The sequence below is a fragment of the Streptomyces sp. NPDC048825 genome, assembly GCF_043198355.1.
Lineage (GTDB): Bacteria > Actinomycetota > Actinomycetes > Streptomycetales > Streptomycetaceae > Streptomyces > Streptomyces xiangluensis.
On record NZ_JBICUR010000007.1, the window covers coordinates 293,054 to 318,946 of the forward strand.

At 71.1% G+C, this 25,893-nt stretch carries 25 protein-coding genes; 14 read left to right on the forward strand and 11 right to left on the reverse strand.

The window, feature by feature from the left end:
- Positions 1-63: 63 nt before the first annotated feature.
- Positions 64-966, reverse strand: a complete 903-nt coding sequence (locus ACGFNK_RS19780) for a MurR/RpiR family transcriptional regulator (RefSeq protein ID WP_393417490.1) — start codon at positions 964-966, stop codon at positions 64-66.
- 167 nt (positions 967-1,133) lie between these two features.
- Between ACGFNK_RS19780 and ACGFNK_RS19785 the strand changes: the two genes are divergently transcribed.
- From ACGFNK_RS19785 to ACGFNK_RS19830, 10 genes are all read left to right on the forward strand, one after another.
- Complete coding sequence (locus tag ACGFNK_RS19785; protein WP_393417492.1) at positions 1,134-2,306, forward strand: C45 family autoproteolytic acyltransferase/hydolase; 1,173 nt, start codon at positions 1,134-1,136, stop codon at positions 2,304-2,306.
- Between the two features lie 86 nt (positions 2,307-2,392).
- Complete coding sequence (locus ACGFNK_RS19790) at positions 2,393-4,039, forward strand: ABC transporter substrate-binding protein (RefSeq protein ID WP_033319241.1); 1,647 nt, start codon at positions 2,393-2,395, stop codon at positions 4,037-4,039.
- Between the two features lie 4 nt (positions 4,040-4,043).
- The gene (locus ACGFNK_RS19795) at positions 4,044-4,994 is read left to right on the forward strand and encodes an ABC transporter permease (RefSeq protein ID WP_393417494.1); all 951 of its coding nucleotides are present in this window, start codon (positions 4,044-4,046) and stop codon (positions 4,992-4,994) included.
- Entirely contained in the window at positions 4,991-5,842 is an 852-nt protein-coding gene (locus tag ACGFNK_RS19800) for an ABC transporter permease (RefSeq protein WP_393417496.1), read from the forward strand. Before ACGFNK_RS19795 ends, ACGFNK_RS19800 begins: the two co-directional genes overlap by 4 nt.
- 6 nt (positions 5,843-5,848) lie before the next feature.
- Complete coding sequence (locus tag ACGFNK_RS19805; protein ID WP_393417498.1) at positions 5,849-6,853, forward strand: ABC transporter ATP-binding protein; 1,005 nt, start codon at positions 5,849-5,851, stop codon at positions 6,851-6,853.
- A complete protein-coding gene (locus tag ACGFNK_RS19810; RefSeq protein ID WP_393417500.1) occupies positions 6,850-7,731 on the forward strand; it encodes an ABC transporter ATP-binding protein in 882 nt (293 codons plus the stop codon). Before ACGFNK_RS19805 ends, ACGFNK_RS19810 begins: the two co-directional genes overlap by 4 nt.
- Positions 7,732-7,886: 155 nt before the next feature.
- Positions 7,887-8,558, forward strand: coding sequence for a lytic polysaccharide monooxygenase (locus ACGFNK_RS19815; RefSeq protein WP_393417502.1), 672 nt, complete (start codon positions 7,887-7,889; stop codon positions 8,556-8,558).
- Between the two features lie 95 nt (positions 8,559-8,653).
- Positions 8,654-9,274, forward strand: a complete 621-nt coding sequence (locus ACGFNK_RS19820; protein WP_033319247.1) for an L-threonylcarbamoyladenylate synthase — start codon at positions 8,654-8,656, stop codon at positions 9,272-9,274.
- A 104-nt stretch (positions 9,275-9,378) separates the two neighbouring features.
- Positions 9,379-11,043 (forward strand): alkaline phosphatase D family protein, encoded by a 1,665-nt coding sequence (locus ACGFNK_RS19825; protein WP_393417505.1) that lies wholly within the window; start codon positions 9,379-9,381, stop codon positions 11,041-11,043.
- A gap of 145 nt (positions 11,044-11,188) precedes the next feature.
- Positions 11,189-12,562, forward strand: coding sequence for a carbohydrate-binding protein (locus tag ACGFNK_RS19830; RefSeq protein WP_393417507.1), 1,374 nt, complete (start codon positions 11,189-11,191; stop codon positions 12,560-12,562).
- Positions 12,563-12,622: 60 nt separating this feature from the next.
- Here ACGFNK_RS19830 and ACGFNK_RS19835 read toward each other — a convergent pair whose 3' ends face one another.
- From ACGFNK_RS19835 to ACGFNK_RS19845, 3 genes are all read right to left on the reverse strand, one after another.
- Positions 12,623-13,000 (reverse strand): hypothetical protein, encoded by a 378-nt coding sequence (locus ACGFNK_RS19835; protein ID WP_393417509.1) that lies wholly within the window; start codon positions 12,998-13,000, stop codon positions 12,623-12,625.
- A gap of 179 nt (positions 13,001-13,179) precedes the next feature.
- Positions 13,180-13,671 (reverse strand): peptidylprolyl isomerase, encoded by a 492-nt coding sequence (locus ACGFNK_RS19840; RefSeq protein ID WP_386351807.1) that lies wholly within the window; start codon positions 13,669-13,671, stop codon positions 13,180-13,182.
- Positions 13,672-13,742: 71 nt separating this feature from the next.
- A complete protein-coding gene (locus ACGFNK_RS19845; RefSeq protein ID WP_393417511.1) occupies positions 13,743-14,711 on the reverse strand; it encodes an alpha/beta hydrolase in 969 nt (322 codons plus the stop codon).
- 213 nt (positions 14,712-14,924) lie between these two features.
- Here ACGFNK_RS19845 and ACGFNK_RS19850 point away from each other — a divergent pair, with 213 nt between their 5' ends.
- Together ACGFNK_RS19850 and ACGFNK_RS19855 are read left to right on the forward strand one after the other, a co-directional pair.
- Positions 14,925-15,392, forward strand: a complete 468-nt coding sequence (locus tag ACGFNK_RS19850; RefSeq protein WP_393417513.1) for a MarR family winged helix-turn-helix transcriptional regulator — start codon at positions 14,925-14,927, stop codon at positions 15,390-15,392.
- 100 nt (positions 15,393-15,492) lie between these two features.
- Positions 15,493-15,858 carry a cupin domain-containing protein gene (locus tag ACGFNK_RS19855; protein WP_393417692.1) on the forward strand — a complete coding sequence of 122 codons (366 nt, stop codon included), beginning with the start codon at positions 15,493-15,495 and terminating at the stop codon, positions 15,856-15,858.
- Between the two features lie 77 nt (positions 15,859-15,935).
- Here ACGFNK_RS19855 and ACGFNK_RS19860 read toward each other — a convergent pair whose 3' ends face one another.
- From ACGFNK_RS19860 to ACGFNK_RS19870, 3 genes are all read right to left on the reverse strand, one after another.
- Complete coding sequence (locus tag ACGFNK_RS19860) at positions 15,936-16,481, reverse strand: DUF6886 family protein (RefSeq protein ID WP_393417515.1); 546 nt, start codon at positions 16,479-16,481, stop codon at positions 15,936-15,938.
- A gap of 44 nt (positions 16,482-16,525) precedes the next feature.
- Positions 16,526-16,945: a CBS domain-containing protein gene (locus ACGFNK_RS19865; protein ID WP_393417517.1), complete on the reverse strand. Its 420-nt coding sequence runs from the start codon at positions 16,943-16,945 to the stop codon at positions 16,526-16,528.
- A gap of 95 nt (positions 16,946-17,040) precedes the next feature.
- Positions 17,041-17,502 (reverse strand): TIGR03668 family PPOX class F420-dependent oxidoreductase, encoded by a 462-nt coding sequence (locus ACGFNK_RS19870; RefSeq protein ID WP_393417519.1) that lies wholly within the window; start codon positions 17,500-17,502, stop codon positions 17,041-17,043.
- Positions 17,503-17,650: 148 nt separating this feature from the next.
- On the opposite strand from ACGFNK_RS19870, the gene ACGFNK_RS19875 reads away from it, so the two are divergent.
- Positions 17,651-17,887, forward strand: coding sequence for a hypothetical protein (locus tag ACGFNK_RS19875; protein WP_393417521.1), 237 nt, complete (start codon positions 17,651-17,653; stop codon positions 17,885-17,887).
- A gap of 43 nt (positions 17,888-17,930) precedes the next feature.
- Here the strand turns inward: ACGFNK_RS19875 and ACGFNK_RS19880 are convergent, their stop codons facing one another.
- The 3 genes from ACGFNK_RS19880 to ACGFNK_RS19890 form a co-directional block, all read right to left on the reverse strand.
- Complete coding sequence (locus ACGFNK_RS19880) at positions 17,931-18,443, reverse strand: hypothetical protein (protein ID WP_393417523.1); 513 nt, start codon at positions 18,441-18,443, stop codon at positions 17,931-17,933.
- Entirely contained in the window at positions 18,440-19,015 is a 576-nt protein-coding gene (locus tag ACGFNK_RS19885) for an RNA polymerase sigma factor (RefSeq protein WP_393417525.1), read from the reverse strand. The genes ACGFNK_RS19880 and ACGFNK_RS19885 overlap by 4 nt, the downstream gene beginning before the upstream one ends.
- A gap of 95 nt (positions 19,016-19,110) precedes the next feature.
- A complete protein-coding gene (locus tag ACGFNK_RS19890; protein WP_393417527.1) occupies positions 19,111-20,556 on the reverse strand; it encodes a S8/S53 family peptidase in 1,446 nt (481 codons plus the stop codon).
- A 379-nt stretch (positions 20,557-20,935) separates the two neighbouring features.
- On the opposite strand from ACGFNK_RS19890, the gene ACGFNK_RS19895 reads away from it, so the two are divergent.
- On the forward strand, positions 20,936-23,500 hold the full coding sequence (locus tag ACGFNK_RS19895) for a CHAT domain-containing protein (RefSeq protein WP_393417694.1): 2,565 nt from the start codon (positions 20,936-20,938) through the stop codon (positions 23,498-23,500).
- Positions 23,501-23,914: 414 nt separating this feature from the next.
- Here the strand turns inward: ACGFNK_RS19895 and ACGFNK_RS19900 are convergent, their stop codons facing one another.
- Positions 23,915-25,783 carry a LuxR C-terminal-related transcriptional regulator gene (locus tag ACGFNK_RS19900; RefSeq protein ID WP_393417696.1) on the reverse strand — a complete coding sequence of 623 codons (1,869 nt, stop codon included), beginning with the start codon at positions 25,781-25,783 and terminating at the stop codon, positions 23,915-23,917.
- Between the last annotated feature and the right edge of the window lie 110 nt (positions 25,784-25,893).

Below are 25,893 nucleotides of genomic sequence, written 5' to 3' on the forward strand. Positions count from 1 at the left end.
GGGGCGGCGGTTGTTGGTGCATGGGCGGTTCCGGTTCGCGTGCGTTCGGGTGCGGGGTGGGCTTCAGCTCTTGCGGGGCCGTGGCTCGGTGGGATCCAGCAACTGGCCGCGCAGAACGGTGAGTTGGTGGGAGGTTTCGACGGCTCGGTGCTCGTCCAGTGAGGCGAGGGCCAGTACGAGGGTGTCCATCACGACAGTCCCCGCCAGGGACTCGGCGGTGATGCCGGTGGGCGTGTGCGGGGCACTGATCACCACGTCGGAGCGGTCGGCGAGGGGGCTGGTGGGTTCGTCCGTGACGAGCAGGACGCTCGCGCCGACGGCCCGCGCCCGCTCGGTGAGGACGGTGAACTCCCGCAGCAGCCTTCCGGGTTGGAGGATCACCACGGCGTCGCCGCGGCCGAGGTCCAGCAGTTCGTCGGCCATGGTGAAGCCGGTGGCGCCGACGAAACGGGCCCGGCGGCCCGCCCGGCGCAGCTTCAACACCAGGTGCCGGGCGGCGAGTTCGGAGGCGCCGACGCCGTACGCGACCACTTCGCGCGCGTCGGCCAGGATCTGGACCGCCTGCTTGAGCACGTCCGTCTCCAGCAGCCGGCGGCACTGTTCGAGACGCTCCGCTGCCTCGTCGAAGACGCGGTCCTTGATCTGCTCCAGGTCGTGGCCGACATGGGCGATGCGCTGCTTGAGCCGCTCCTCGGGAGCGGTCGCGGAGGTGAAGTCGGCGGCGAGTTCCCGCTTGAGCGCGGGCAGTCCGGTGTAGCCGAGGCGCTGCAGGGCGCGTACGACGGTGGCGTTGCTGGTTCCGCTCGCCGTGCCCAGCTCCTGCGCGCTGGCGAAGAGCAGGTGCTCCGGCGGAGTGTTCGCCAGGTACTGGGCCACCACGCGCTCCGAGGCGGACAACTCCCCCCACAGGTCGCGAATCGTGGCGTGGAGTCGTGTCGCTCCGGTTACGTCTTCTGTTTCGCTCATTACAGCTATTGACTTCCTCGTAGCGTCCATTACTAACCTGGTGCCATCATTCCAGAAGCTCCGGATTCTGAAACGCACATTACAGGCCGCTGCGGGTCCGGGCCGTGGATCACGTGCGTCGCAGAGCACAGTCGTCGCAGAGCACAGTCGCAGAGCACAGGAGAGGCATGACAGCCAGCGCCATCCCGATCGTCGAGATCTCCGGTACGCCCGTCGAGCGCGGCCGTCAGTACGGCGAAGCCGTGCGCGGCAGACTCGGCGCCGCGCTCGCCTACTACCAGGAAGCCTTCGGCCAGTCCTCGGGTCTCACCTGGGAGCAGGTCACCGCGCGGGCCGAGCGCTGGCTGGAGCCGGTGCGCGCGTACGCCCCCGATCTCGTCGAGGAGATGAGCGGCATCGCCGAGGGGGCCGGGGTCGGTCTCCTGGACGTGCTCGCGCTGAACGCACGGGGCGAGATCCTCTACGACGAGACCTTCGCCGGGATGCGCGGCCGGGAGGACTCCACAGAGGAGACCGTGGAGGAGAAGGGGACCACCGACGGCTGCACCTCGTTCGCCGTCATGGGCGAGGCCAGCGGCGACGGGCACGTGTACTGCGGTCAGAACTGGGACTGGCGGGCGGGCACCGCGGACACCCTCGTGATGCTGCGGATCGTCCAGCCTTCTCGGCCCACGGTGATCATGCAGGTCGAGGCGGGCCAGATCGGCCGCCAGGGCGCCAACTCCGCGGGCATCGCCCTCAACGCCAACGGTCTCGGCGGCCGTTTCGACGACGCAGTGGGCCTGCCCCAGACCGTGATCCGCCGCCGCGTGCTGGACAGCGAGTCGATCAGCGAAGCGGTCGAGGTGCTGTGCCGCACCCGCGGCCATATCGCCAGCAACGCCCTGCTGACCTGCCGCGAAGGCTTCGCCGTAGATCTGGAGACCACCCCCGGCGCGCACGGCTGGCTGTATCCGACCGACGGCCTGCTCGTGCACGGCAACCACTACCAGGCCGGCGTGCCCGTCCAGCTCGCCGCCAACTACCGCCCGGCGTCCTCCGATTCACTGATCCGCGTCCCCCGCGCCGAGGCCGGACTGCGCCAACTGCGTACGGCCACCGCCCCTGACGACTCCCGCAAGCTGATCCGCCAGGCCATGTCCGACCACCTCGGTCACCCCGAGGGCCTGTGCACCCACCCCGATCCGCGGCAGGCGGAGGTCAAGCGGTGGACGACGCTGCTGTCCTCCTGCGTGGACCTGACCACCGGTGACTACCACGTGACCCCGGGCACCCCCTGCGACCACGAGTACCAGTACCTGCCCTGGAACCTCTACGACGGCCCGCACGCCCCGAACTGACGCACCATCAGCCGCAGCCGTCGAACGTCCCGCCACCCCCCGCGCCGACGCCCCCTCACCCCTCGAACCACCAGGAAGAGCCTGCTATGAGAACCAAGCTCTGTACCACCGCAGCCGGCCTCGCGGGAGCACTGCTGTTCACCGCGGGGTGCTCCGGGGCCTCCACCGGGTCGGGCGGCGCGACCGCCGACGCCGCCGAGCTCAAGCTCACCAACACCACCGCCAAGGCGTCCGGCGAGGCCGCCTCCGTGAACTGGCTGGTGGAGCAGGAGCCCGGTTCCCTGGACCTGGACCGGCAGGGCAACACCAGCGGACGGACCGTGCTGGCCAACGTCTGCGAGCGGCTGCTCCAGCTCCAGCCCGACCTCACCACCGAACCGCAGCTCGCGGCGAAGGCCGAGTACACCGACGACAGGACGCTCGTCCTCACCCTCCGCGACGGCGTCACCTTCCACGACGGTTCCCCCATGACGGCCGACGACGTGGTGTGGAGCCTGAAGCGGCACGCGCAGCCGGAGATGTCGGAGTCGGACGAGTACGAGGACGTCGACGAGATCACCAAGACCGGCGCTTCCGAGGTCACCGTCACCTTCAAGGAGCCGAGTGCCCTGTTCATGAAGGCGCTGGCGGGCGACGCCGGGATCATCATGGACCGCGAGACGGTGGAGAAGCAGGGCGACGACTACGGCACCCCTGGCCGGCCGGACGCCTGCACGGGGCCGTACCGGCTGAAGAGCTGGGATTCCGGATCGTCGATCAACATCGAACGTTACGCGGACTACTGGGACGACAGCAGCCCGGCGCTGACGAAGAACGTCGTCTTCCGCTGGGCGACCGGCAGCGCGCTGGTCAACGCCGTCTCCACCGGCGCGGCGGACGGCGCGTATCTGACCGCCACGGGCCCGGCCGCCGTACTGGCCGAGAAGAAGGGCGTGCGCGCCTACTACGGGCAGAGCACCACTGCCTGGTCGCTCAGCCCCACCGACAGCGGTGCGCTGAAGGACACCCGGCTGCGCAAGGCGCTGTCGCTGGCGCTGGACCGTGAGGGCATCGCCAAGTCCGGGTTCAGCGGGCTCGCCACGCCCTGGGCGACGCCCGTCGGGCCCGGCGCGTGGGGCTACGAGAAGGCCACGTTCCAGAAGGCCCAGACGGACCTGGAGAAGTCGACCGCGTACACGGCGTCGCCGTCGTCCGACGACATCGACGAGGCCAAGAAGCTGGTCGAGGAGGCCGGGGCGCCCGCGCAGCCGATCGTCGTGGCCAGTGACGGCGGTGAGAGCCAGACAGTCATCACCAACGCGGTGCGCGGCGCGGCCCAGAAGATCGGTCTCGAAGTGAATGTGAAGACGGTGCCGCCGAGTCAGTACGACGAGTTCTTCGCCGACCCGAAGGCGCGGGAGGGCTTCGATCTGATCGCGGTCGACTGGTACATCTCCAAGGCCGACCCGGTGGGCTTCTACGACAACGCCATGTCCGGCAACGCCAACAACTGGCTCGGATACTCGGACAGCGGCTACGACGCCCTCGTCAAGAAGGCCCAGCAGACGATCGACGACAAGGAGCGGGCGAAGCTCGTCATCGAGGCTCAGTCGAAGTTCGCCGACGCCGCCGTGTGGATTCCGCTGGTGCAGGTGCCGTCGGTGCTGGTGCTCGGCGAGAAGTACACCGGCCCGCCCGCGTCCATGGTGTCGCTGTACTACCCCTGGGCCGCCGACCTCGGAACGAAGGGCTGAAGCCATGCTGCGCGGACTGCCGCGGCGCATCGCCGGCCTGCTCGCGACGCTGCTCGCCGCCTCGTTCGTCATCTTCTCCGCCGTCTACGCGGCACCGGGCGACCCCGCCGTCCTCCTCTCCGGCAGCAGGCAGGAGCTCACTCCTGAGAAGCTCGCTGCGGTCCGCGCCGAGTACCACCTCGACGAGCCGCTCGTCGTCCAGTACGGGCGGTGGCTGTGGGAGAGCGCGCAGGGCGACCTGGGCCGGTCGTTCCAGTACCGCGACCAGGTGGCTGACCTGATCGGGGCGCGACTGCCGACCACCCTCGAACTCGTCGCCTACGCCACGGTGTTCTTCGTGGTCCTGGGCGTCGGCTCCGGGGTGCTGGCGGCGCTGCGCCGCGGCTGGGCGGACTCGGCCGTCGTCGGGGGCACCACGCTCGCCGCGTCCATCCCCTCGTTCGTCGCCGCGATCGCGCTGGTTTCGCTGTTCGGTGTGCAGCTCGGCTGGTTCCCGGTGACCGGCCAGGGCGAGGGATTCGCCGGTCGGCTGCACCATCTGACGCTCCCGGCGTTCGCGCTGGCGCTCGGCGCGCTCGCGGTGATCAGCCGGGTGACCCGGCAGGCGATGGCCGAGGCGTACGCCTCCGATCATGTGGAGGCCGCCCGCGCCGCCGGTCTGACGGAGCGTGAGATCGTCGTGCGGCATGTGCTGCGCAACGCGCTCGGCCCGATCGTCACCATGTGCGGCCTCGTCATGGCGGGCATGCTCGCCGGAACGGTGGTCGTCGAGACCGCCTTCGGCCTCAGCGGCGTCGGCTCGCTGCTGGTGAGCGCGATCACCACGCACGACTTCCCCGTCACGCAGGCGGTGCTGCTGCTGATGGTCATCGGCTATGTCGTCGTCACGACGCTGGTCGACCTCGTCCATCCGCTGATCGACCCCCGGGTCTCGCTCGCAGGGAGGGCCGCATGACGACCCTGACAGCCGGGGCACTGATCCCGGTCAAGGTGCGGGCCCGGCGGCCGGTACCGGTGATGGTGGCGGGCGGCTTCCTCGCCCTGGTCGTGGTGGCGGCCGTGTTCGCTCCTCTGCTGGCGCCGTACGCGCCCGACGCGGTCGACCTGTCCGCCTCGCTCGCCGGGACCAGCCCCGAGCATCTGCTGGGCACCGACGCATCGGGACAGGACCTGCTCTCCCGAGTCCTGTACGGAGCCCGGTCGAGCCTGCTCGCTCCCCTGGCGCTGCTCGCGCTGGCCGCACTGCTCGGCATCACCATGGGCACGGTCGCCGCCTGGTACGGCGGCTGGGTGGACACCCTGCTGTCACGGGTGACGGATGTGATGTACGCCTTCCCGGGCCTGCTGTTCGTCGTCCTGGTGATCGCGGTGTTCGGCGACGGCCTCACCACCTCGGTCGTCGCCATGGGGCTCGCCTACGCGCCCACCATCGCCCGGTACACGCGCAGTCTCGCCCTGTCCGAGCGGTCCAAGCCCTACATCGACGCCTATCGGGTCCAGGGCATGGGCGGGGCGCGGATCTGCGTACGTCATCTCGTGCCCAATCTCTCCGGTGCGCTCGTCGGCTATCTCGTGGTGCTGTTCGGCGAGGGACTGATGAGCCTGGCCACGCTCAGCTATCTGGGCTTCGGCGCAGGATCGCCCAGTATCGACTGGGGATTGATGGTGCAGGAGGGCCAGGACGCCGTGGTGCAGGGAGCGCTGCTGCCGGCCCTCGTACCGGGCACGGCCATCGCCGCCGTGGTGGTGGCCTTCAACATCGTCGGGGTCTGGGTCTCGGACCGGCTGGGCCAAGGAAGGTAACCGTCCATGCTGCTGGACATCGAGAATCTCACCCTCCGGCTGCCCTCGGGGGCCGCCGCCCGGCCCCTGCTCGCCGAGGTGTCGCTGACCGTCGGCCGGGGCGAAGTGGTCGGCCTGGTCGGCGAGTCGGGCTCCGGGAAGTCGACCACGGCGCGGGCGGTGCTGGGCATGCTGCCCGAGGGGGCGTCGGTCTCCGGCGCCGTGCGGGTGGACGGCGAGGACGTACTCGCCATGGAACCGGGCCGCCTGCGCGCCCACCGGTCCCGTACCGTCTCCATGGTCTTCCAGGACCCCCGCTCGGCGATGAACCCGGTCCGCCGGATCGGCGACTTCCTCACCGAGCCGCTCGTACGCGTCCTGGGGCTGCCCAGGCGCAAGGCGGCAGCGAAGGCCGTGGAGCTGCTGGCCGCCGTGGGGCTGCCCGATCCGGAGCGCCGGATGCGGCAGCGCCCGCACGAGCTGTCCGGCGGCATGCTGCAACGGGTCGTGATCGCCGCCGCGCTCGCCACCGACCCCGGCCTCCTGCTCGCCGACGAGGCGACGAGCGCGCTGGACGCGACCACCCAGGCGGAGGTGCTGGCCCTGCTGCGCGGCATCCAGGAGGAGCGGCGACAGGCCGGCAGCGGCCTCGGCACGCTGTTCATCACGCACGATCTGCCGCTCGCCGCCGCCTACTGCGACCGCGTGTACGTGATGTACGCGGGCCGCGTGGTGGAACACCAGCCCGCCCGCGGTCTGTTCGCCGACCCCCGGCATCCCTACACCCGCGGCCTGCTGGACTGCTCGCCCGCGCTGGGCGACGAGCGCGAACTGCGCCCCATCCCCGGCCGCCCGCCGTCCCTGTCCGACACCTTCGCCGGCTGCCCGTTCGCCCCGCGCTGCCCGCGCGCCGAGGCGGAGTGCGAGAGCTGGACGCCGGTGACGGTGCCGTTCGGCGGCGACAGCGGATCGGCGGACAGCGGATCGGCAGCCTGCCGCCGTCTGGAACTCGTAGCGAGGAGCAGCGCATGACCAAGGCCGAACCCGCACTCGTCGTACAGGGCCTGTGCAAGAGCTATCCGCTCCCGGGCGGCGGCCGTACGACGGCCGTGGACGACGTCTCGTTCTCCGTGGCGGCAGGCGGTTCGCTGGGTGTCGTCGGCGAGTCCGGCTCCGGAAAGACCACGGTGGCCCGGATGCTGGTGGGCCTCGTACGGCCGGACGCGGGAACGATCGCCGTGAACGGGCGGGAGCGGACACCGGGGGAACGCGGCGGAAAGCTGCCCGGGCTGAGGCGGCCGGGCGGGGGTAGAGCGGCACGTCTGCGCCGCGCCCGCGAGATCCAGATCGTCTTCCAGGATCCGTATGTCTCCCTGGACCCCCGCCTGACGGCGCGTCAGTGCCTGCACGGCGCATTGCGGCTGCACGGCCGGTACGAGGGTGAGGCCGCCGCGACGCGAGTCGGCGAACTGCTCGATCAGGTGGGCCTGGGCAAGAGGGAGGCCGATGCCCGGCCACGTGGGCTGTCGGGCGGGCAGCGTCAGCGGCTGGCCATCGCCCGTGCGCTGGCCGTGGATCCTCAGGTGCTGGTTCTGGACGAGGCGGTGGCGGCGCTGGACGTATCCATCCAGGCGCAGATCCTCCAGCTTCTCGCCGATATCCGCCGGGAGACCGGGGTGGCCCTGGTCTTCGTCAGCCACGACCTGGCCGTCGTACGGCACATCACCGACGACACGCTGGTGATGCGCCGCGGCCGCACGGTCGAGACCGGCCCGACGGCCCGCGTCCTGGACGCCCCGGCGGACCCGTACACCCGGCTCCTGCTCTCCTCGGTACCACGCGAGGGCTGGGACCCCGCCCAGACGGTACGGCTGCGCGGCGAACTCGCCGGAGCGACGCGGGCGGACTGATGTCCCGTCGAATGCATCGAACGCGCCATCAGGGGTGTGGAAGTGGGCGCAGAAGTGGCGCAATCGGCCGTTGCGGCCCTGCTGCCCGAGGAAGAATCTGGAGGTTGCGGGAGCGCTCCCATACCGGAATTCGCCATCTCGGAAAGAAGGAGCCCATGACTTGTCATGATCGCACCAAATTAGCCCGGCCTCGGGTGACACTCGTCCTGAGCCTGCTCACCGCGGCCCTGCTCTGCCTGATCCCCTGGAGCGGCACCGCCGCCGCCCACGGCTCCGTCATCGACCCGGCGTCCCGCAACTACGGCTGCTGGCTGCGCTGGGGCGACGACTTCCAGAACCCGGACATGGCCCAGGAAGACCCGATGTGCTGGCAGGCCTGGCAGGACGATCCGAACGCCATGTGGAACTGGAACGGCCTGTACCGCAACGGCTCCGCCGGCGACTTCCAGGCCGTAGTCCCCGACGGTCAGCTGTGCAGCGGCGGCCGGACCGAAGGCGGCCGTTACAACTCCCTGGACACCGTGGGCGCCTGGCAGACGACGGACATCGACAGCGACTTCACCGTGAAGCTGTACGACCAGGCCAGCCACGGCGCCGACTACTTCCTGGTCTACGTCACCCGCCAGGGTTTCGACCCCACCACCCAGCCGCTGACCTGGAACGACCTCCAACTGGTCGCCCGGACCGGCAAGTACGCCCCCAGCCAGAACTACTCGATCGACGTGAGCACCTCGGGCCTGAGCGGCCGCCACGTCGTCTACACGGTCTGGCAGGCCTCGCACATGGACCAGACGTACTTCCTGTGCAGCGACGTCAACTTCCGCTGACACACCGTCGTCCCGCCGGACGCACCGGACGCACCGCGTCCGGCGGGACACCCCGCCTGCGCGAGCTTCGCCGGAACAGCGCCTAAGCTCGACAGATGGCCAAGTACTTCGACGTGCACCCCGACAACCCCCAGCAGCGCACCATCGGCCAGGTGGCCGAGAGCATCCGCTCAGGTGCCCTGGTCGTCTATCCGACGGACTCCTGTTTCGCGCTGGGCTGCCAGCTGGGCAGCCGTGACGGCATCGACCGGATCCGGTCCATCCGGCAGCTCGACGACCGGCACCACTTCACGCTCGTCTGCCAGAACTTCGCGCAGCTGGGCCAGTTCGTGCATATCGACAAGGACGTGTTCCGCGCCATCAAGGCCTCCACGCCCGGCAGTTACACCTTCATCCTGCCCGCGACGAAGGATGTGCCGCGCAGGATGCTGCACCCGAAGAAGAAGACGGTCGGAGTGCGCATCCCCGATCACACCGTCGCCCAGGCCCTGCTCGCCGAGCTGGGTGAGCCGCTGCTCTCCAGCACCTTGCTGCTCCCGGACGAGGAGGAGCCCATGACCGTGGGCTGGGAGATCAAGGAGCGTCTCGACCACGTGGTGGACGCGGTGGTCGACTCCGGGGACTGCGGCACCGAGCCCACCACGGTCATCGACTTCTCGGGCGGCGAGGCCGAGATCGTACGCAAGGGGGCGGGCGACACCGCACGCTTCGAGTGACGCGCCGCCCGACGATCGTGCGGGGCTTCCACGCAGGACAGCACGAGGGGTTTGCGGGCCCGCGCCTGCCGGAATTGTGATCTTTGTCTGTTTAGCATACGGCGATGACACCCCCAGGCCGTCACAGACCACCGCTCCGGTACGCGCCTTCCCGGCACGACCCCCAACTGCGCAGCGCCGCCCGGCACTTCGGGCGGCGTGGCTTGCTCAATCTCACCGCCGCGGCAGCCGTCCTCGCCTTCGCCACCCATCTGCCGGCCCCCGGCGTGGCGAGCGCGGCCGAGCTCGATGCGGCAAGGATCTCCGAGGATCCCTTCACGCTCGGTGTCGCCTCCGGAGACCCGCTCCCCGACTCCGTACTGCTGTGGACCCGGCTCGCGCCCGCGCCGTACGAGCCGGGCGGCGGACTGGCCGGGCGCCGGGTCAAGGTCCAATGGGAGGTGGCCGCCGACGAGTTCTTCCACCTGACCGTCCGGCGCGGCGCCGTCTGGACCCACCCCGAGTACAACCACACGGTGCACGTCGAGGTCGGCGGCCTCTTGCCGGGCCGGGAGTACTACTACCGCTTCCGGACCGGCAGGTGGATCAGCGAGACGGGCCGTACCCGCACGGCACCCGCCACCACTGCCGCCGTTTCGGCTCTCACCTTCGCCGCCGTCTCCTGCCAGGCCTACCACGACGGCTACTTCACGGCGCACCGGCATCTGGCCGAGGACGACGTCGATGTGGTCTTCCATCTCGGTGACTATCTGTACGAGTACGCCGTCAACTCCGCGGGCGGACACCGCCGTTACACCGACCGCCGGCTGCCCGAAATTTTCAACCGCGAGGCCGGGACCCTCGAGGAGTACCGGCTGCGGTACGCGCTCTACAAGAGCGACCCGGATCTGCGCGCGGTCCATGCGGCGCATCCCTTCGTCGTCACCTGGGACGACCACGAGACCGAGAACAACTACGCGGACGCGGTCGACGAGGAAGGCAATCCGCCCGAGGAGTTCCTGCTGCGCCGCGCCGCCGCATACCGGGCGTACTGGGAGAACCAGCCGCTGCGCGGCGCCCAGGTGCCGCAGGGGCCCGACCTCCGGCTCTTCCGCCGGCTCCAGTGGGGCACGCTCGCCCAGTTCGATGTGCTCGACACCCGGCAGTACCGCTCCGACCAGGCGTACGGCGATATGCCACACGTCCCCGGACCCGAGTCGGACGATCCGGCGCGCACCATCACCGGGGCGGCGCAGGAGCGCTGGCTGCTCGACGGCTGGCGCACCTCGAACGCCCTGTGGAACGTGCTGCCGCAGCAGGCGGCTTTCTCCCAGCGCAAGCTCGGTACGGGCCCGCAGGCGACGGTGTCCATGGATACCTGGGACGGCTACCGCGCCTCGCGGAAGCGGGTCCTTGCCGGGGCGATGTCGGCCGGGATCCAGAACCTGATGGTTCTCGCGGGTGACGCCCACGTGGGCTACGCCTTCGACATCAAGGAGGTCTTCGACGACCCGGCCTCCAGGATCGTGGGCACAGAGTTCGTCACCACGTCCGTCTCCAGCGGCAGGGACGGAGTTCAAAGGCCCGCCGACTGGGACGCGTACCTCACGGCCAATCCGCATCTGCGGTTCTACGACGGGCGGCGCGGCTATGTGCGGGTCGAGCTGGGGCGGGCGGCGGCGAGGGCCGACTTCCGGACCGTGTCCGCCGTGACGACGCCGGGTGCGCCCATCACGACGGCCGCGTCCTTCGTGACCGAGGCGGGTCGTCCGGGGCTCGAACCGGCGTGAAGCCGATGCCGGACCGTGCGAGCACGGCCCGTAACCCCTTCCCTGTTCGGCTGAAGAGCCGAAGCCCCGCACATCTTTTGTGATGATTGCGGCAAAACCTACGGATTCGAGGCTCTTTCACCTTCGAACCCGAGGAGACATCCTGATGGTCCATCGATCCGCCGGAGCAGGCTGTGCCGCCCTGGCCGTGCTCGGCACACTCGTGCTGACGGGGCCGCCCGCGGCCGTGGCGGCAGAGCCCCCCGTACCGACGACCGCCACCTCCGCCGCCGAGACGCTGGGCGCCCACAAGCCGTCGGCCGAAGTACTGCGCGCGCTGCGGCGCGATCTGGGCCTGACGGAGGCGCAGGCAAAGACCCGGCTTGTGAACGAGGCGGAGGCCGGCACGCGCGCCGGCCGTCTCCAGAACTCGCTCGGCGAGCGCTTCGCGGGCGCCTGGCTGCACGGCGCGACCTCCGCCGACCTCACCGTCGCCACCACCGACGTCGCGGACATCCCCGTCATCGAGGCCGGCGGCGCCCACGCCGCCCTCGCCAAGACCGGTCTGGACGAGCTCAGAGCCGCCAAGGAGAAGCTGGAAGCCGCCGCAGCCCGCACCAAGGGCCTCGGCACACCGGTCCGGTACGTCGACGTCCGGGCGAACCGGGTGACGGTGCAGGCGACCAGCCGGTCCGCCGGGAACGCGCTCATCGCGGCTTCCGGGGTCGACCGGAAGCTCGTACGCGTCAAGGTGTCGGCGGACCGGCCGCGTGCGCTGTACGACGTCCGGGGCGGCGACGCATTTCACAACATCGAGGAGGAGACCCGCTGCTCCGTCGGGTTCTCCGTCACCATGGACGAGCAGCAGGGCTTCGCCACCGCGGGCCACTGCGGGAGACAGGGCGACAGGACCGCCGGCTACAACAGCGTCGCCCAGGGAACCTTCAAAGCCGCCACGTTCCCGGGCCGCGACATGGCCTGGGTGGGCGTCAACGACGACTGGACGGCGACCCCCAACGTCAAGGCCGCGGGAGGAAGCACCAGCCAGGTCACCGGCTCGGTGCAGGCTCTTGTGGGCACCGCGGTCTGCCGGTCCGGCTCCACCAGCGGCTGGCGCTGCGGTCGGATCGAGCAGCACGACACCAGCGTCAGCTACGACGAGGGCACAGTCGACGGCGTGACCGAGACGACCGTGTGCGCCGAGTCGGGCGACTCCGGCGGCTCCGTCGTCGCGGGCACCCAGGCGCAGGGTGTCCTCTCCGGCGGCTCCGGCGACTGCACGAGCGGCGGGACGACCTACTACCAGCCGATCAACCCGCTGCTCGAAACGTACGGACTCGTCCTGAGGACCAGTACGAGCAGCACGGGCACTCCCGGCGGCGTCCCGGACGCGCCGGCGGGCACCTGGGCCCCTGGCCAGGTCTATGGCGTCGGGAGCGAGGTGACCTACGGCGGCGTCACCTACGCGTGCCTTCAGCCGCATCAGGCGCAGACGGCGTGGCAGCCTGCGGGCACCCCGGCTCTGTGGCAACGCCTCTGACGGATGATCAGGTTCATGCGGCGCGAGGCTCCGGACCCGGCTCTCGCGCCGCGCTCGGTCTCACCCCTGCCGGGAGCCGCGTGCGACGCCCCTCGCCCACAGCACGAGGGGGATCTGGAGGGGCAGGCGGCCGAATGCCGCGGTCTTGAGGGCGGTGGGGCGGTGTCGCCAGTCGAGCGCCATCTGCACATTGGCCGGGAACACCCCGACGAAGAACGCCGCCGTCGCGTGGGCCGCTGCGCGTCGTGTGCGGGGATGCGCGAGTCCGGCCGCCAGGGCGAGTTCCGCGGCGCCGCTGACGTAGGTCCACGTCCGGGGGGATCCCGGCAGCATGCGCGGGATGGTCGCGTCGTACGGCTTCGGCGCGACGAAATGCGTCACACCGGCGGTGGCGAGGAGACCGGCGAGCATGAGCGGGGAGCGTCGAGAAGGGGCCATCGTGCCTCCGTAGTCGTGGATACGGCGCAACGCTACGGGAGGGCAGGCGCTGCCGCGCAACGCCTGCGGCCTCAAGTCCCTTGTCTCGTCAGGCGGTTGAGTCCCGGCACACCGCGCCTCCGCCGACCCGGGAAGCCGGGTCGACGGAGGTCGCCGCGGTGCTTGTCGACGGTCGTCGGCTAGGCGACGACACCGGACTTCGCGATCTTGATCGGCACCCTGGTGGCGCCGGAGCGGGAGCCCTGGGCCTCGACGGCCTTGACGACGTCCATGCCCTCGACGACCTCGCCGAAGACGACGTGCTTGCCGTCCAGCCAGTCCGTGACGATCGTCGTGATGAAGAACTGCGAGCCGTTGGTGTTCGGCCCGGCGTTGGCCATGGACAGCAGTCCCGGCTTGGTGTGCTTCAGCTTGAAGTTCTCGTCGGAGAACGTCTTGCCGTAGATGCTCTTGCCGCCGGTGCCGTCGCCGCGGGTGAAGTCGCCGCCTTGGAGCATGAAGTCGGGGATGACCCGGTGGAAGCCGGAGCCCTCGTACCCGAAGCCGTGCTCGCCCGTGGCCAGCTCGCGGAAGTTCCGCGCGGTCTCGGGGACCACGTCGTCGTACAGCTTGAAGACGATCCGGCCGGCGGGCTGGTCGTTGATGGTGATGTCGAAGTACACGTTACTCATGGCTTCATCCTCACACCTTCCCCCGCCGCCGCACTATTCGGGCCCCGAAACGGGGCCCGAGCCGTGTGGTGTCAGGAGGTGCCGAGGGCCGTACGCAGGGTGCTGACCGCCTGGGCGATGGCGGCTTCCGCCGCCTGGGTCTCGCGCAGGGCGTTGAGCATCACGAAGTCGTGGATGATGCCCTGATAGCGGACCGCCGTGACCGGGACGCCGGCCTTGCGGAGCTTGCCGGCGTAGGCCTCGCCCTCGTCGCGCAGGACGTCGGCCTCGGCGGTGATGACCAAGGCCGGGGGAAGGTCGGCGAGTTGCTCGGTGGTGGCGCGCAGCGGGGAGGCGGTGATCTCGGCGCGCTGGGCCCCGTCCGTCGTGTACTGGTCCCAGAACCACTGCATCGCGTCGCGGCGCAGGAAGTAGCCCTCGGCGAACTGGTGGTAGGAGCCGGTGTCGAAGGCGGCGTCGGTGACCGGGTAGAAGAGCACTTGCTGGACGAGGGGCACGTCGCCGCGCTCCTTGGCCATCAGGGTCAGCGCGGCGGCCATGTTGCCGCCCACCGAGTCGCCGGCGACCGCGATGCGGGTGGCGTCGAGGGAGTGGGCGGCGCCGTCGCTGACGATCCACTGGGCGACGGTGTAGTTCTGCTCGATGGCGACGGGGTAGCGGGCCTCGGGTGAGAGGTCGTACTCGGGGAAGACCACCGCTGCGCCGGTGCCGACGGCGAGTTCGCGCACCAGTCGGTCGTGGGTATGGGCGTTGCCGAAGACCCAGCCGGCGCCGTGGATGTACACGATCACCGGGAGAGCGCCCTGTGCGCCCGCGGGTCGCACGATACGCGCGCGGACCCGGCCGGTGGGGCCGCCCGGAACGATGACCCACTCCTCGTCGACGGCGGGCTTGGTGACCTCGCCCGACTGCACCTCGTCGACGAGCTTGCGCCCGTCCGCCGGGCCGAGGTCGAACAGGTACGGAGGGTTCGCGGTCGCCTCGGCGAAGGACAGGGCGGCGGGCTCCAGGACCGGGCGGGGGCCGGCGTTCTCAGTCATGGCGGTCTCCTCGGATCGAATGCCGCGAGCACACTCCGGAGGCGGTCTGCGCTGGGGAGCGGCGGCACGATGAGATAGTAGCGCGCTATTTGGTCGTGCACAACTTATTAGTGCCCGATACAATCGAGAGGACGTGAAAGATAAGGTGGACGTCCTCATGCAGGGCACATGCACCTCATGCCGGGCACAGGACGAGAACAGGGGAGCGAGACCATGACCGCAACCGGGGCAGAACCGAGGCAGGAGGGCTCCCTGCTCCTCGACGACCAGCTCTGCTTCGCCCTCTACGCGGCCTCGCGGGCGGTCACGGCGCGCTATCGGCCCCTGCTGGACGAGCTCGGGCTCACCTACCCGCAGTACCTCGTCATGCTCGTGCTGTGGGAGCGTGACGCCGGAAGCGCAGTGTCCGTACGCGACCTGGGGACCGCCCTCCAGCTGGAATCCAGCACCCTCTCCCCCCTCCTCAAGCGCCTGGAAGCGCACGGCCTGATCCGCCGCGAGCGCCGTGCGGACGACGAGCGTTCCGTCGCCATCCGTCTCACCGAGACCGGCGCGCGCCTTCGGGAGCGGGCCGACACCGTGCCCGTGGCCATCGGTGACGCCATGGGCCTGACCCGCGAACAGGACGCCATGGCCAAGCAGTTGCTCCGCCTGCTCACGGCGAACGTCACCGAGGACTGACCTCGCCGGTCCCTCAAATGGCGGTCCCCGGTCGACGGGCAGACGATGGAGTTCAGGCCCGCGACTGTGCTGGGCCATGGCCAGAGTGGAGGGAAGCACGATGATCGAGGTCAAGACGGTCGAAAAGCCGGACGAGCGGCGCGATTTCCCCAGGGGCCACCTCGAAGCCGTCCACCTCACCGGGCTGGACTTCGCCGTGGCAACCTTCGAGCCGGGCTGGCGCTGGTCCGAGTCCGTGGCTCCGATTGCGGGGACCGAGAGCTGCCAGGTCCATCACAACGGCTATGTCGTCCAGGGACGGCTGCGCGTCCGCATGGACGACGGCGCCGAGAGCGAGGTCGGGCCCGGCGATGTCTTCGTCGTCCCGCCCGGGCATGACGCCTGGGTAGTCGGTGACGAACCCGTGGTGGCGTACGACTTCGCCGGCGGCATGGCCCAGGAGTACGCGAAGGCCAAGGAGGGATAAACAGCCCGGCGTTCCCGGATCAGTTACGTCCGGAAGTTACATACGGACCAGTTGCGTACCGGTCAGTTGCGTACGGGTCAGTTGCGTACGGGACTGGCCGTCGCGTTGCGCAGGCGGATGCCGCTGAATCCCAGCGTGCTGGTGATCACGGCGTCCCAGAACTCCCAGAGGTTCTCGAGTACGCGCAGCTGGATTCCGGCGTCCCGGTGGAGCTGGAGCAGATCGCCGACCGGCTCGGGCGGGCCGAGCGGCTCGACGGGCTCGCTCGCCACGAAGGCGTGCGGTACCGGTTCGCCGATCGGCCGGAAGGCGTCGGCGGAGAACCGGTAGGCGAACAGCCGGCCGCTCAGGAACCGTTCCACCCAGCCGTACTCGATCGCGTGCACGCGCTCGCCGCCGCCCGGACCGAGGATGCGTTCCCGGTCGGACGCCGATGTGCCGGGCGCGGTCCAGGCCATGGCCCGCGGGCACTGGCGGGGAAACCAGTAGTCCGGTGCCCGGGCATGGTCGACGGCCCATACGTATGCCTCCGTCTGCTGGGCGGTGGCGGCGACGTGCGGGCGGAACTCGGTGATCGTCGGGTCTTCCGAGAAGTGCAGTACCTCGCCAGGTCGTGGGCGCATGCACTGTTTCTACCGCAGCGCCACCGCCCAGGGACGGTCGCGCGTCACTCGTTGGGGGCGGCCGCGCTGATGTCGCCCAGCGCGGACTCCGGGTCGCGCTCGATGGCGAGGTCGCCCAGGGCGACGATCCCCACGGGGGTCTTGCCCTCGACGACGGGAAGCCGGCGCAGGGAGTGCTCGCGCATCAACTGCACGGCGCGGCCCACCTCGTCGTCAGGGGTGACGGTGACGAGTTCCGGGCTGCACGCGGACTGCACGGTCGTGTCGGCGGGGTTCTTGTCCTCGGCGAGTACCCGCACCACGAGGTCCCGGTCGGTGACCAGGCCGCGCAGTTCGTCCCCCTCGGCGACCAGCACCGCACCGATGTTCTCGTCACGCATCCGGTGCGCGACCTCGCTGACCGCGGTACTTGTGCCCACCGCGACGGGGGCACTCGTCATGATCTCGCGGACCTTCTGAGCCATCGCTGTCCTCCGATGAACGGGCGGCGACATCCCCAGCCGCCGCTGGACCGACCCAGTACCCGCAGGATGCGGCTCCAAGCACGCTCCCGTGCCTGTCATCGGCCGGGGTCCTCGTCGGAGCGGGCGCGCCAGCCGTGCCACCGTCGTACGGATACGACGATCACCGGCCCGCCGGGGGGCCGTTGACGGTACTGGGCGTACTTCTGCCGCAGAAGTTCGACCGCGGCGGCGTACTCGTCCCGCGCGTCCGTTTCCGGCGCGTCCGGCTGTACGACCCGGGCGGTGCCGTCCGCCCGTACCCACCACAGCCGGTCCCAGTCCTCGTCGTACGCGTCCACCAGCAGGCACACCTCCGGGTGGACGGCGATGTTGTCCAGCCGCTTCACCCGGCCAGGCCGCTTCGGCTTCCAGTCGATGGCGGTGACGATCTCGTCGCCGCGCCGGGCGAACACGAGCGGCACCAGGTGCGGGCGCCCCTCGGCGTCCGAGGTCGCCAGGCGTGCCACGCGGGCCTCGGCGAACCACTGCCGCGCCTCGGCCTCGTCCATGACCGGCATGAGGAGCCTCCGTCCACCTTTGTTCGCCTCGGTGTCCGTCCATGGTCGCGCGGGTTCTGGTTCTGGCCGAGCCGGGGGTACGTCCGACGCGGCGACGGGGCGGCCTTAAGGTCGAGGTGACGCACCGACCTGAGGAGAAGCACCGCTCGTGCACGACGCACCGATCTACGACCAGCTGATCTCCGAACGCGGAGATATTCCGCTCCAGGTCCGCAGCGAGGCCCGCCGACTCCAGAGCGAACTCGGCTGGATCGCCGAAGCGGAACCCTCGCCTGCCGGCCGGACACCCCGCTCCCCCACTGCTCCCGCCCCGGTTCCTGCCCCCAACTCCCGTCCCCAGCCGCCCAGTTCACAGTCCGGTTCGCAGCAGGGCTGGTTCGCCTGACGGGCTTCAGCACCGGATTCGGCACCCGGGCACGACGCGGGATTCAGACGCGCAGCCACTCCGTCACCACGACCTCCTCGTCGGTCCGCAGCCGTAGGGCGAACGGGCCGGTGAGGAGCAGGTCGCAGAGGAAGCGGCCCATGTCGTCGGCCGTGACCGTGGTGGCCGCCGCCGGCTGCGCGGTGCCCAGGATCTCGATGCGGGCAGGCTGCGGCGGCAGCAGCTGGCCCGTCATCCCCTGGGCCGTCACCTCTACGTCGACGGTGAGGGCGGTCGTGTTGAAGGTCAGCATCCTGGGCACGTCCGCACCCCTGACCGGGGCGGCGTCGACGAGTGAGTCGAACGTCAACTCGGCGAGCTGCGCGTCCACATCGCGCATCGCGTGCAGGGTGTAGGCCTCGACGGCGATGTGCCGCAGCTCGGCGGGCACCGGGTCCAGGATGGCGGCGGCCTGGCGCAGCGCCTCCTCGAGAGCGTCGTCCTGAGACGCCTCGAACGCCTCGAAGCCGTCGGTGCCCTCGGCGTCGAAGGTGTCGTTGCCATCGTTGTCGTTCACAGCACCCCCCGTGCGACAAGACGTGCGCGCAGGCGGCCCAGACAGCGCTGGCGCAGGGGTCCGATGCTGCCCACGGCGATGCCCAGCGCGGCGGACACCTCCTGGTAGCTGGGCGGCGGGGAGGCCATCAGGACGCGGAGTAACTCCCGGCAGCGGTCGCCCAGTTCTTCGAACTCCTGCCACATCCGGCGAATGCGTTCCGCCTCCGCGGCGGCCTCCTCGGACTCGATCAGGGTCTGCTCGGGCGTGCGGTCCTCACTGATCCGGTCGAGCACCCGGGCGTCGTCCGTGGGAGTCAGCCTCCTGGTGCTCTTGATGACCTTCAGGCACTCGTGACGCGCGGTGCTCGCGAGCCAGGACCCGGCCTTGTGCGGTTCGCGGATCCGCCCGAGGTGCTGGGCGAAGCGGAACCAGGCGGTCTGGTACACCTCGTGCCCGTCGGCGTCGGAGAGCCGGTGCGCGCGTACGACGGACCACACCAGCGGGCTCAGCCCGTCCACCAGCGCTTTCCAGGCCGCCGCGTCCCCGTCGGCGGCGGACTGGACGAGCGCACCGACAGCATCACGATCCACGGCCCCACCCCTCGTGTACGGCCAGTCATCGTACGCCGCGGAGTGGGTGATTCCGACCGTGATCCGGGACAAGAGCACCGTGCCCGAGCGGGAGGTCATGCCGTCGCGGAGGGCGTGGCGACCGCGACGGGGCTCCAGGTCGGCGGGCGCAGCGCGGGCACGACTGCGCCGCGTACCTCCGCGTGGTCGCGGTTCGCCGACAGCAGCTGCCGCCGGGCCGCTCGGGGGTCGCTCTCCTTGTGTGCCGTCATATGGGCGGCGATCATCGCGGCGGTCACCGGGGTGGCGAACGAGGTGCCGCTCCACTGCGCGAGTCCCTCGAACATCACCTGCTCCGGCTTGGCGGGCGTCGGCTGCTGCTCCTCGCTCAACACGCCGATGTGCTGGGGGTGTTGGCAGGTGCAGACGTAGGCGAAGCCGTGCCTGCAGGCGTCGTACGTGGAGTGCTGGTACAGGTACGGGACGGGGGTGTCGAAACCGGTGAGCGAACTGGTCAGCCGCTCCCCCGGCGCGTAGATCTTCACCCAGGAGCCGTGGTTGCTGAAGCAGGCGCCGAACTCGCCGTCGCCGCGCAGCGCTCCGACCGACAGCACCACGTCCTCGTAGCCGGGGACGTCGGCGTAGGCGGCGGGCCAGAAGGGGGTGGCGCTTGCGTTGTTGCCGGCCGCCGCGATCAGCAGCGTACGGGGCTGGTCGCGCAGTTCCTCCATGAAGCGCTCCAGGCCGAGCAGGCCGTCGGTGCTGCCGTTCGACGTGCCGGCGGAGAGGCTGATGAGGTCGGGCCAGCCGTCCTGGTCGACGGCCTCGAAGAGCTTGTCGCCGAACTCGGACTCCAGGATGGCGCCGACGTCGCCGAGGGTCCCCCGTACGGTGATGTCGGTGTTGGGGGCGACCGCCGCGACGAGGCCCGCGATGAACGTGCCGTGGCCGACGTACTGGTTGAGGAAGCCCTGGTCGTCGGTCTCGGCGAGCGCGCCGTCGCCCTGGACGTGTGCCAGCAGGGGGTACGACCGGTAGTCGTGCATGAGTCCGGTGTCGATCACCAGGACGCCGACGGCGGTCTCGGGGACGTACCCCATTTCCGCCGGCGTCGGGTTGGCAGTGACGGTGGGCTGGGCGGGCACGGGTTCGTCGCCGGGGCAGGCGTTGACCGCGATCGTCACGACATGGTTGCGGCTCACCAGGCGGCGTTCGGCCCGGCCCTCCACCTCGCGCATGGCCCGCAACGCCCCCGCGACGGCACGGTCGCCCGATCCCGATCGGATGCCTGCTGCCGGGTCGCCCACCTGGATACGGGTGATGCCCGACCGGTTCGTCTCCGGTCCTGCCCTGCGGACGCTGTCCGCGGTGAGGCCCGGGATGTCAGATGACCGTGCCCGCAGGGTGTCCTCGACGATCCGTGCGTCCTCGCCGTCACGGGCCAGGACAACCCCCTGCTCGTAGAAGAACTCGGCGGAGTCGTCCGGCCCCATCGCCAGGGGGACGTCCGGCATCGCGCGCCGGACCTGGTCGAACTGCTCCTGGAATCGCTGTGGTGCCATGGCGTGTCCTCCCCTTCGTTCGACGGGTCGTCAGTCAGAGCCGGGTGATGGCTGATTGATACAGCGGCGCCGATTGACCGATTCGGCAGCGGTGCCGGCCGATTCGGCGTCACACCTGGCTGCCGCACTGCCCGCAGCCCTAGGGCCTGTCCGGCGGATCAGGCCGCAGACGCGGGGTCTGGCACGCACATCTGCGGCGTTGTCGTCAATCGCCGACGCTCCGCGTCGACTCAATCCTCCGCCTTGCAGCTGCACGCACCAGACCCCGCTCACCCGTGTTGATAAGTCACTGTTGCCTCCCTGCAGCCTGATCCGCCGGACAGGCCCTAGCATCCGTTGAGTGACAGGCGGAAGCGACACGATTTTCGAGCTGCTCCCGATGGTGTTCGCCCGCCCCGGCGACGCGCTGGCGAGGGCGGAGGCGGTGCTGGACACCGATCCTTCGCCGCTGCACGCCTCTGTCGCCCACCATGTGATCGGTATGTGGCAGCGGGACTTCGGTGATCTGCGGGTCGCGCTGCAGCATCTGCGGCGCGCCCGAGATCTCGCGGCACGGTCGGGTTCGGCCGACCGGGAGGCGGACGTCCTCGGCACGCTGGGGGTGGCGCTGGTCCACGCCGGTCGTACGCGGCAGGGTCTTGCCGCGCTCGAGCGGGGCGTCGCGCGGGGCACGGGGCACACCCGCGCCCGTGTCCTGTACCGGCGGGCGTACGTGTGGTGGGTGCTGGGGCACCATCGTGAGGCGCTGGACGATGTGCGCCGGGCGACACCCGTGCTGCGGCAGGCGGGCGATGTGATCTGGACGGCGCGCGCCCTGACGCTGCGTGCCACCGTGCATCTGGCGCTCGGCGCGGTGGAGCGGGCCGATGCCGACTTCACGGCGGCTCAGCGGCTGTGGGACACCACCGGCCAGGAGCACGACAAGGCCGATGTCGTGGAGAGCCGGGCGCTGGCCGCCTTCCGCTCTGGCGACATTCCCGCGGCGCTGCGGCTGTTCGACGAGGCCGAGGAGGCGTACGCGAAGCTCGGTACCCCGGTGTTCGTGTTCCACATCCGGCGCTGTGAGGTCCTGATGGCCGCAGGTCTCGCGCCCGAGGCGCTGGCCGAGGCCGATGCCGCGATCGGTCTGCTCGACCGTATCGGCGGCCAGACCACCCGCAAGGCGGAGCTGCTGCTGGCCGCCGCCCGTGCCGCTCGGCTCGCGGGCGAACCCGACACCGCGATCGCCCGGGCGGCAGATGCCGTACGCCACTTCGCGGGCCAGCAGCGCGCCTGGTGGGAGACGCACGCCCAACTGGTGCTGATCGAGGCGCGGTTGGCGGCCGGGCGTACCTCCGGGCGGATGGTCGCCGATGCCGCGGCCGTGGCTGAGCGGCTGACGGAATGCGGCTCGCCGGCCGCGCCCGAGGCGTCGCTGCTCGCGGGGCGGATCGCGCTGCGCCTGGGCCGACGGGCCGAGGCCGAGCTGCATCTGGGCGTGGCCGCGCGCAGCCGGCGGAGCGGGCCGCCGCTGGCGCGGATGACGGGCTGGGCCGCGCAGGCGCTGCGGGCCGAGGCGGCCGGTTCCAGCCGGGGCGTACTGGAGGCCTGCCGGCGCGGGCTCGATGTGCTCGACGACCACCGGATGACGCTCGGTGCCTCCGAGTTGCGCGCCCGGGCTACCGCGCAGGGTGCGGAGCTCGCCGCGCTGGCCCAGCGGGCCAGCCTGGTCTCCGGCGGGCCGCGGCGGCTGCTGGTGTGGAGCGAGCGCTGGCGGGCCACGGTGCTGTCGGCTCCGCCCACCCGGCCGCCCGCCGATCCGGCCCTGTCGCGGAATCTCACCGCCTTCCGGGAGATCGCCGCCCGGGCGGAGGCGGCCCTCGTCGACGGGCGGGCGGTGCCGGCGCTGGAGCGTGAACAGCGCCGTCTTGAGCGGGAGATACGGTCCCGGACGCTGCGTATGCGCGGTGAGGTGCCGGGCGACGGGCATCGGTTCGATCCCGGCAGGCTGCTGGAGCGGCTGGGCGGGGGGCGGCTGGTCGAGATCGCCGAACTCGGCGGCCGGGTACAGGTGCTGCTCTGCGGCGAGGGCCGCGTACGGCGGTTTGAGGGCGGGCCGCTCGCGGACGTGCTGGCCGAGGCCGAGCATGTGCAGGCCGGGCTGCGGCGGCTTGCCCATCCCGGGGCGGAGGGCAGGCTCCCGGTGCTCGAGGCCGCGGGGCGACGGCTGGAGGAACTGCTGCTGGGCGCGGCCGTCTCCCACCTGGGGCCGGGCCCGCTCGTGGTGGTGCCGCCGGCCAGGCTGCACCGCGTGCCGTGGGCGCTGCTGCCCTCGCTCCGCGAGCGTGTCCTCAGCGTCTCGCCGTCGGCGAGCAGCTGGCTGCGGGCCGTGGAGACCGAGCCGCCGCCGGACGGAGGGCATGTGCTGGTCCGCGGCCCAGGCCTGGCGACCGGCGGCGCGGAGGTGCCCGAACTCGCCGACCGCTACGGCGACACGACCGTGCTGGAAGGCGACGAGGCGCGGGTGCCCCGCGTACTGGACTCGCTCGACGGCGCCGTGCTCGCGCATATCGCCGCGCACGGTACGTTCCGCGCGGACAGCCCCCTCTTCTCCTCCCTGCGGATGGCCGACGGCCCGCTGATCGTGCACGACTTCGAACGCCTCAACCGCAGCCCGTACCGCATCATCCTGTCCAGCTGCGACACCGCCCGCCTCGCCCCGTTCGGCGCCGACGAGGTCCTCGGCCTGGTCACGGCCCTGCTCCCGCTGGGCACGGCGGGCATCGTGGCGAGCAACGTCCCCGTCAACGACGCCACGGTGGTGCCGCTGATGCTCGCCCTTCACAAGGGCGTGAGCTCCGGCCTGTCCCTGGCGGAGTCCCTGCGCGACGCGCGTGCCGCGCTGCCGGGCGACGCGGTGCATCAGGCGACGGGGTGGGCGTTCACGGCGTTCGGGGCGGCGTAGGCGCTCCGCTGGTTGTGCGGTTGGGGTCGTTTTCGGGCGCGGGTTCGTTGTGGCTGGTCGCGCAGTTCCCCGCGCCCCTGGGTTCGTGGTGGGTGCGGGGTCGTGGGCCGGTGCGTCAGCCCGTCGCAGGCCGGGCATACGACCCGGTGTTGGTACACGGTGCGGGTGGCCTGAGACAGAACCTAAGCGACGGGCATACGACGCACCGGCCCACGTCCCCTCCCGCCGGTGGGAAGCTGCGGGCACACGGTGTCTGGCGAGCAGGGCGAGTGGTGAGCATGGTGGCGGACGGCTCCAGGAGCGCCCCGTTAGGGGCGCGGGGAACTGCGCGACCAGCCACGACGGGCCCGCAGTCGCCCATGAACTGAACCCACCCTCCCGGTAGGCGCCCTGCTCAACCGCCGGGGGCAGTCGTCACGCCGACCGTGCGTCCGGCAGTCCTCCCTCCGGGTCGTGTACGAGCCGCGGCAGGGAGCCGCGGTCGGTCGTGCCGAGTCGGGTGTAGGCGCTGTGGAGGTGGTTGCCGACGGTGCGGATCGACAAGGTCAGCTGTTCCGCAATCTGGCGGTTGCTCAGGCCGGCGGCGGCGAGGGTGACGATCTGCCGTTGGCGGGCCGTGAGTTCGCCCAGGACCAGGCCGGAGAGTGCCGGGGTGCGGGCTCCCTGGCAGCGGCGGGCCAGGGTTACGGCGCGCGTACGCGACATGCGGGCGGCACGCGGGTCTCGGTGCGCCGACGCGGCCTGCGTATGTGCTTCGGCTGCGAAGAGCAGGAAGCCGCGCTGCTCCAGGCGTTCAGCGGCTCGGTCCAGGGCCGGGCCGTCACCCCGGGTGAGTGCGTCCGCGTGCTGGGCCAGCAGGGCCGCGGGTTCGCCGGGAAGCCGGGCCAACCGGTCCGCGACCAGGGCTGGTTCGCCGAGGCGCGCCGCGTCATACAGGGCGTAGGCGTCGTCCCCCGTGATGGACTCCAGTGCCCCGGCGGTGTCACCTCGGGCGGCCCTCAGCCAGGTGTTCGCCCCTGCTGACGCCGGATGCGCCGCAAGCAGCTTGCGAGCGGCTGCCGTCGCGGTGCCCAACTGAGCCTCCGTCACGGCCAGTTCGGCACGGCAGCCCCGGTCGTCCGGAGCCGCCCGCAGGCCTTCCCGCGCCCAGGCCACGGCCTCGCGCAGGTCTCCGCGCAGCCGTGCGTACCGGGCGCGGATCATCGCGTACCCGGGCGGGACCGAGTGGTCCGGGCCCGCGCCCTCCCCGGCCAGCCAGTCCCCGATCGGCGTCGGCACGTCCCGTACGTCTGCCTGCTCGATCCGCCCCGCCAATGTGGCGGTCTCCGCGTCGAGGGCCGGGCCGCACCGGGACGGTGTACGGGCCAGCCGCCTGGCCCGCAGTTGTCCGGCCTCGGAGCGGAGCACCGGGCCATGGAGAGGGTGTGCGAGGCGGACCGAGGAGTGGCCGTCGATGGCCACCAGTCCCTGCGCTTCGAGGAGTTCGAGGACCCGTAGGTCCAGCTCGGCGACATCGAGGGGCAAAGGTTCGCTGAACGCGAGCCGTTCGAGGACCGCCCGTTCGTCCGGGTGGGGCCGGTCCAGGGCCTTCGCGGTTCGTTCGCGCAGGGTCGCGGTCACCGGCACCGGGCCCCGCCAGGCCCACGCTTCGGACCCCCGGGTCAGAAGTCCGCGCTCGCGCAGCGCGCCGAACACGGCGCGCAGCAGCCGCAGATCCCCCTGACACAGCCGGTGCAGCCGGTTCACGGTGAGCGGCTCGGCCGCACCGCCGGCGCCCACCGCCACGAGCTGTGCCAGGTCCTCGCGCGGCAGCGGCTCCAGGCGGAGGCGCGGCAGCAGCTCTCCGGTCCACAGCCGGGAGATCGCGCCGGGGACCGGCTCGCCGTCCGTCACGACGACGAGCAGGCGGGTACGCCCGTGCACGGCCAGCTGGTGGACCAGCGCGGCCGACGCGTCGTCCAGCAGATGCGCGTCGTCGATGAGCAACAGCCGTACGTCCGCGAGCAGTTGGACGGCGCGGTGCAAGGAGACCGTCTCCGGCAGCAGGTGCGCGAACGCGGCGAAGGGCAGCTGCCGCGTCTGCGGCGTCCCCGTCACCTTCGCGCAGCCGGTGTCGCGGACGGCGTGAGTGACGAGCCGGGTCTTGCCGCAGCCCGCGGGGCCCGTCACCACGATGCCGTGCCGTCCGGCGGCCAGCGACCTGCGGATCAGGTCCAGTTCGCCTTCGCGTCCGGTGAACGGCCAGGGCAGTTCCAGGGTCTTCGCGTCCCGTTCGTAAGTCATCACGTACAAGAAGAGTCGGGCTACTCACCCTTGATACAGGGTGACTTGAGTACCCCTCGACTCATGCGCCCGGCAGGCGGCAGGCGGCATCCTGTGCGCAGACCACAGGC

Excerpts from the sequence above, each read along its gene's own strand:
- ACGFNK_RS19830 (WP_393417507.1), top strand. The coding sequence starts at position 11,189 with ATGGTCCATCGATCCGCCGGAGCAGGCTGTGCCGCCCTGGCCGTGCTC.
- ACGFNK_RS19860 (WP_393417515.1), bottom strand. The coding sequence starts at position 16,481 with ATGCGCCCACGACCTGGCGAGGTACTGCACTTCTCGGAAGACCCGACG.
- ACGFNK_RS19890 (WP_393417527.1), bottom strand. The coding sequence starts at position 20,556 with ATGGCACCACAGCGATTCCAGGAGCAGTTCGACCAGGTCCGGCGCGCG.
- ACGFNK_RS19785 (WP_393417492.1), top strand. The coding sequence starts at position 1,134 with ATGACAGCCAGCGCCATCCCGATCGTCGAGATCTCCGGTACGCCCGTC.
- ACGFNK_RS19840 (WP_386351807.1), bottom strand. The coding sequence starts at position 13,671 with ATGAGTAACGTGTACTTCGACATCACCATCAACGACCAGCCCGCCGGC.
- ACGFNK_RS19825 (WP_393417505.1), top strand. The coding sequence starts at position 9,379 with ATGACACCCCCAGGCCGTCACAGACCACCGCTCCGGTACGCGCCTTCC.
- ACGFNK_RS19870 (WP_393417519.1), bottom strand. The coding sequence starts at position 17,502 with ATGCCGGTCATGGACGAGGCCGAGGCGCGGCAGTGGTTCGCCGAGGCC.
- ACGFNK_RS19805 (WP_393417498.1), top strand. The coding sequence starts at position 5,849 with ATGCTGCTGGACATCGAGAATCTCACCCTCCGGCTGCCCTCGGGGGCC.
- ACGFNK_RS19820 (WP_033319247.1), top strand. The coding sequence starts at position 8,654 with ATGGCCAAGTACTTCGACGTGCACCCCGACAACCCCCAGCAGCGCACC.
- ACGFNK_RS19795 (WP_393417494.1), top strand. The coding sequence starts at position 4,044 with ATGCTGCGCGGACTGCCGCGGCGCATCGCCGGCCTGCTCGCGACGCTG.
- ACGFNK_RS19845 (WP_393417511.1), bottom strand. The coding sequence starts at position 14,711 with ATGACTGAGAACGCCGGCCCCCGCCCGGTCCTGGAGCCCGCCGCCCTG.
- ACGFNK_RS19855 (WP_393417692.1), top strand. The coding sequence starts at position 15,493 with ATGATCGAGGTCAAGACGGTCGAAAAGCCGGACGAGCGGCGCGATTTC.
- ACGFNK_RS19790 (WP_033319241.1), top strand. The coding sequence starts at position 2,393 with ATGAGAACCAAGCTCTGTACCACCGCAGCCGGCCTCGCGGGAGCACTG.
- ACGFNK_RS19815 (WP_393417502.1), top strand. The coding sequence starts at position 7,887 with ATGACTTGTCATGATCGCACCAAATTAGCCCGGCCTCGGGTGACACTC.
- ACGFNK_RS19865 (WP_393417517.1), bottom strand. The coding sequence starts at position 16,945 with ATGGCTCAGAAGGTCCGCGAGATCATGACGAGTGCCCCCGTCGCGGTG.
- ACGFNK_RS19780 (WP_393417490.1), bottom strand. The coding sequence starts at position 966 with ATGAGCGAAACAGAAGACGTAACCGGAGCGACACGACTCCACGCCACG.
- ACGFNK_RS19835 (WP_393417509.1), bottom strand. The coding sequence starts at position 13,000 with ATGGCCCCTTCTCGACGCTCCCCGCTCATGCTCGCCGGTCTCCTCGCC.
- ACGFNK_RS19900 (WP_393417696.1), bottom strand. The coding sequence starts at position 25,783 with ATGACTTACGAACGGGACGCGAAGACCCTGGAACTGCCCTGGCCGTTC.
- ACGFNK_RS19850 (WP_393417513.1), top strand. The coding sequence starts at position 14,925 with ATGACCGCAACCGGGGCAGAACCGAGGCAGGAGGGCTCCCTGCTCCTC.
- ACGFNK_RS19800 (WP_393417496.1), top strand. The coding sequence starts at position 4,991 with ATGACGACCCTGACAGCCGGGGCACTGATCCCGGTCAAGGTGCGGGCC.
- ACGFNK_RS19895 (WP_393417694.1), top strand. The coding sequence starts at position 20,936 with ATGGTGTTCGCCCGCCCCGGCGACGCGCTGGCGAGGGCGGAGGCGGTG.
- ACGFNK_RS19810 (WP_393417500.1), top strand. The coding sequence starts at position 6,850 with ATGACCAAGGCCGAACCCGCACTCGTCGTACAGGGCCTGTGCAAGAGC.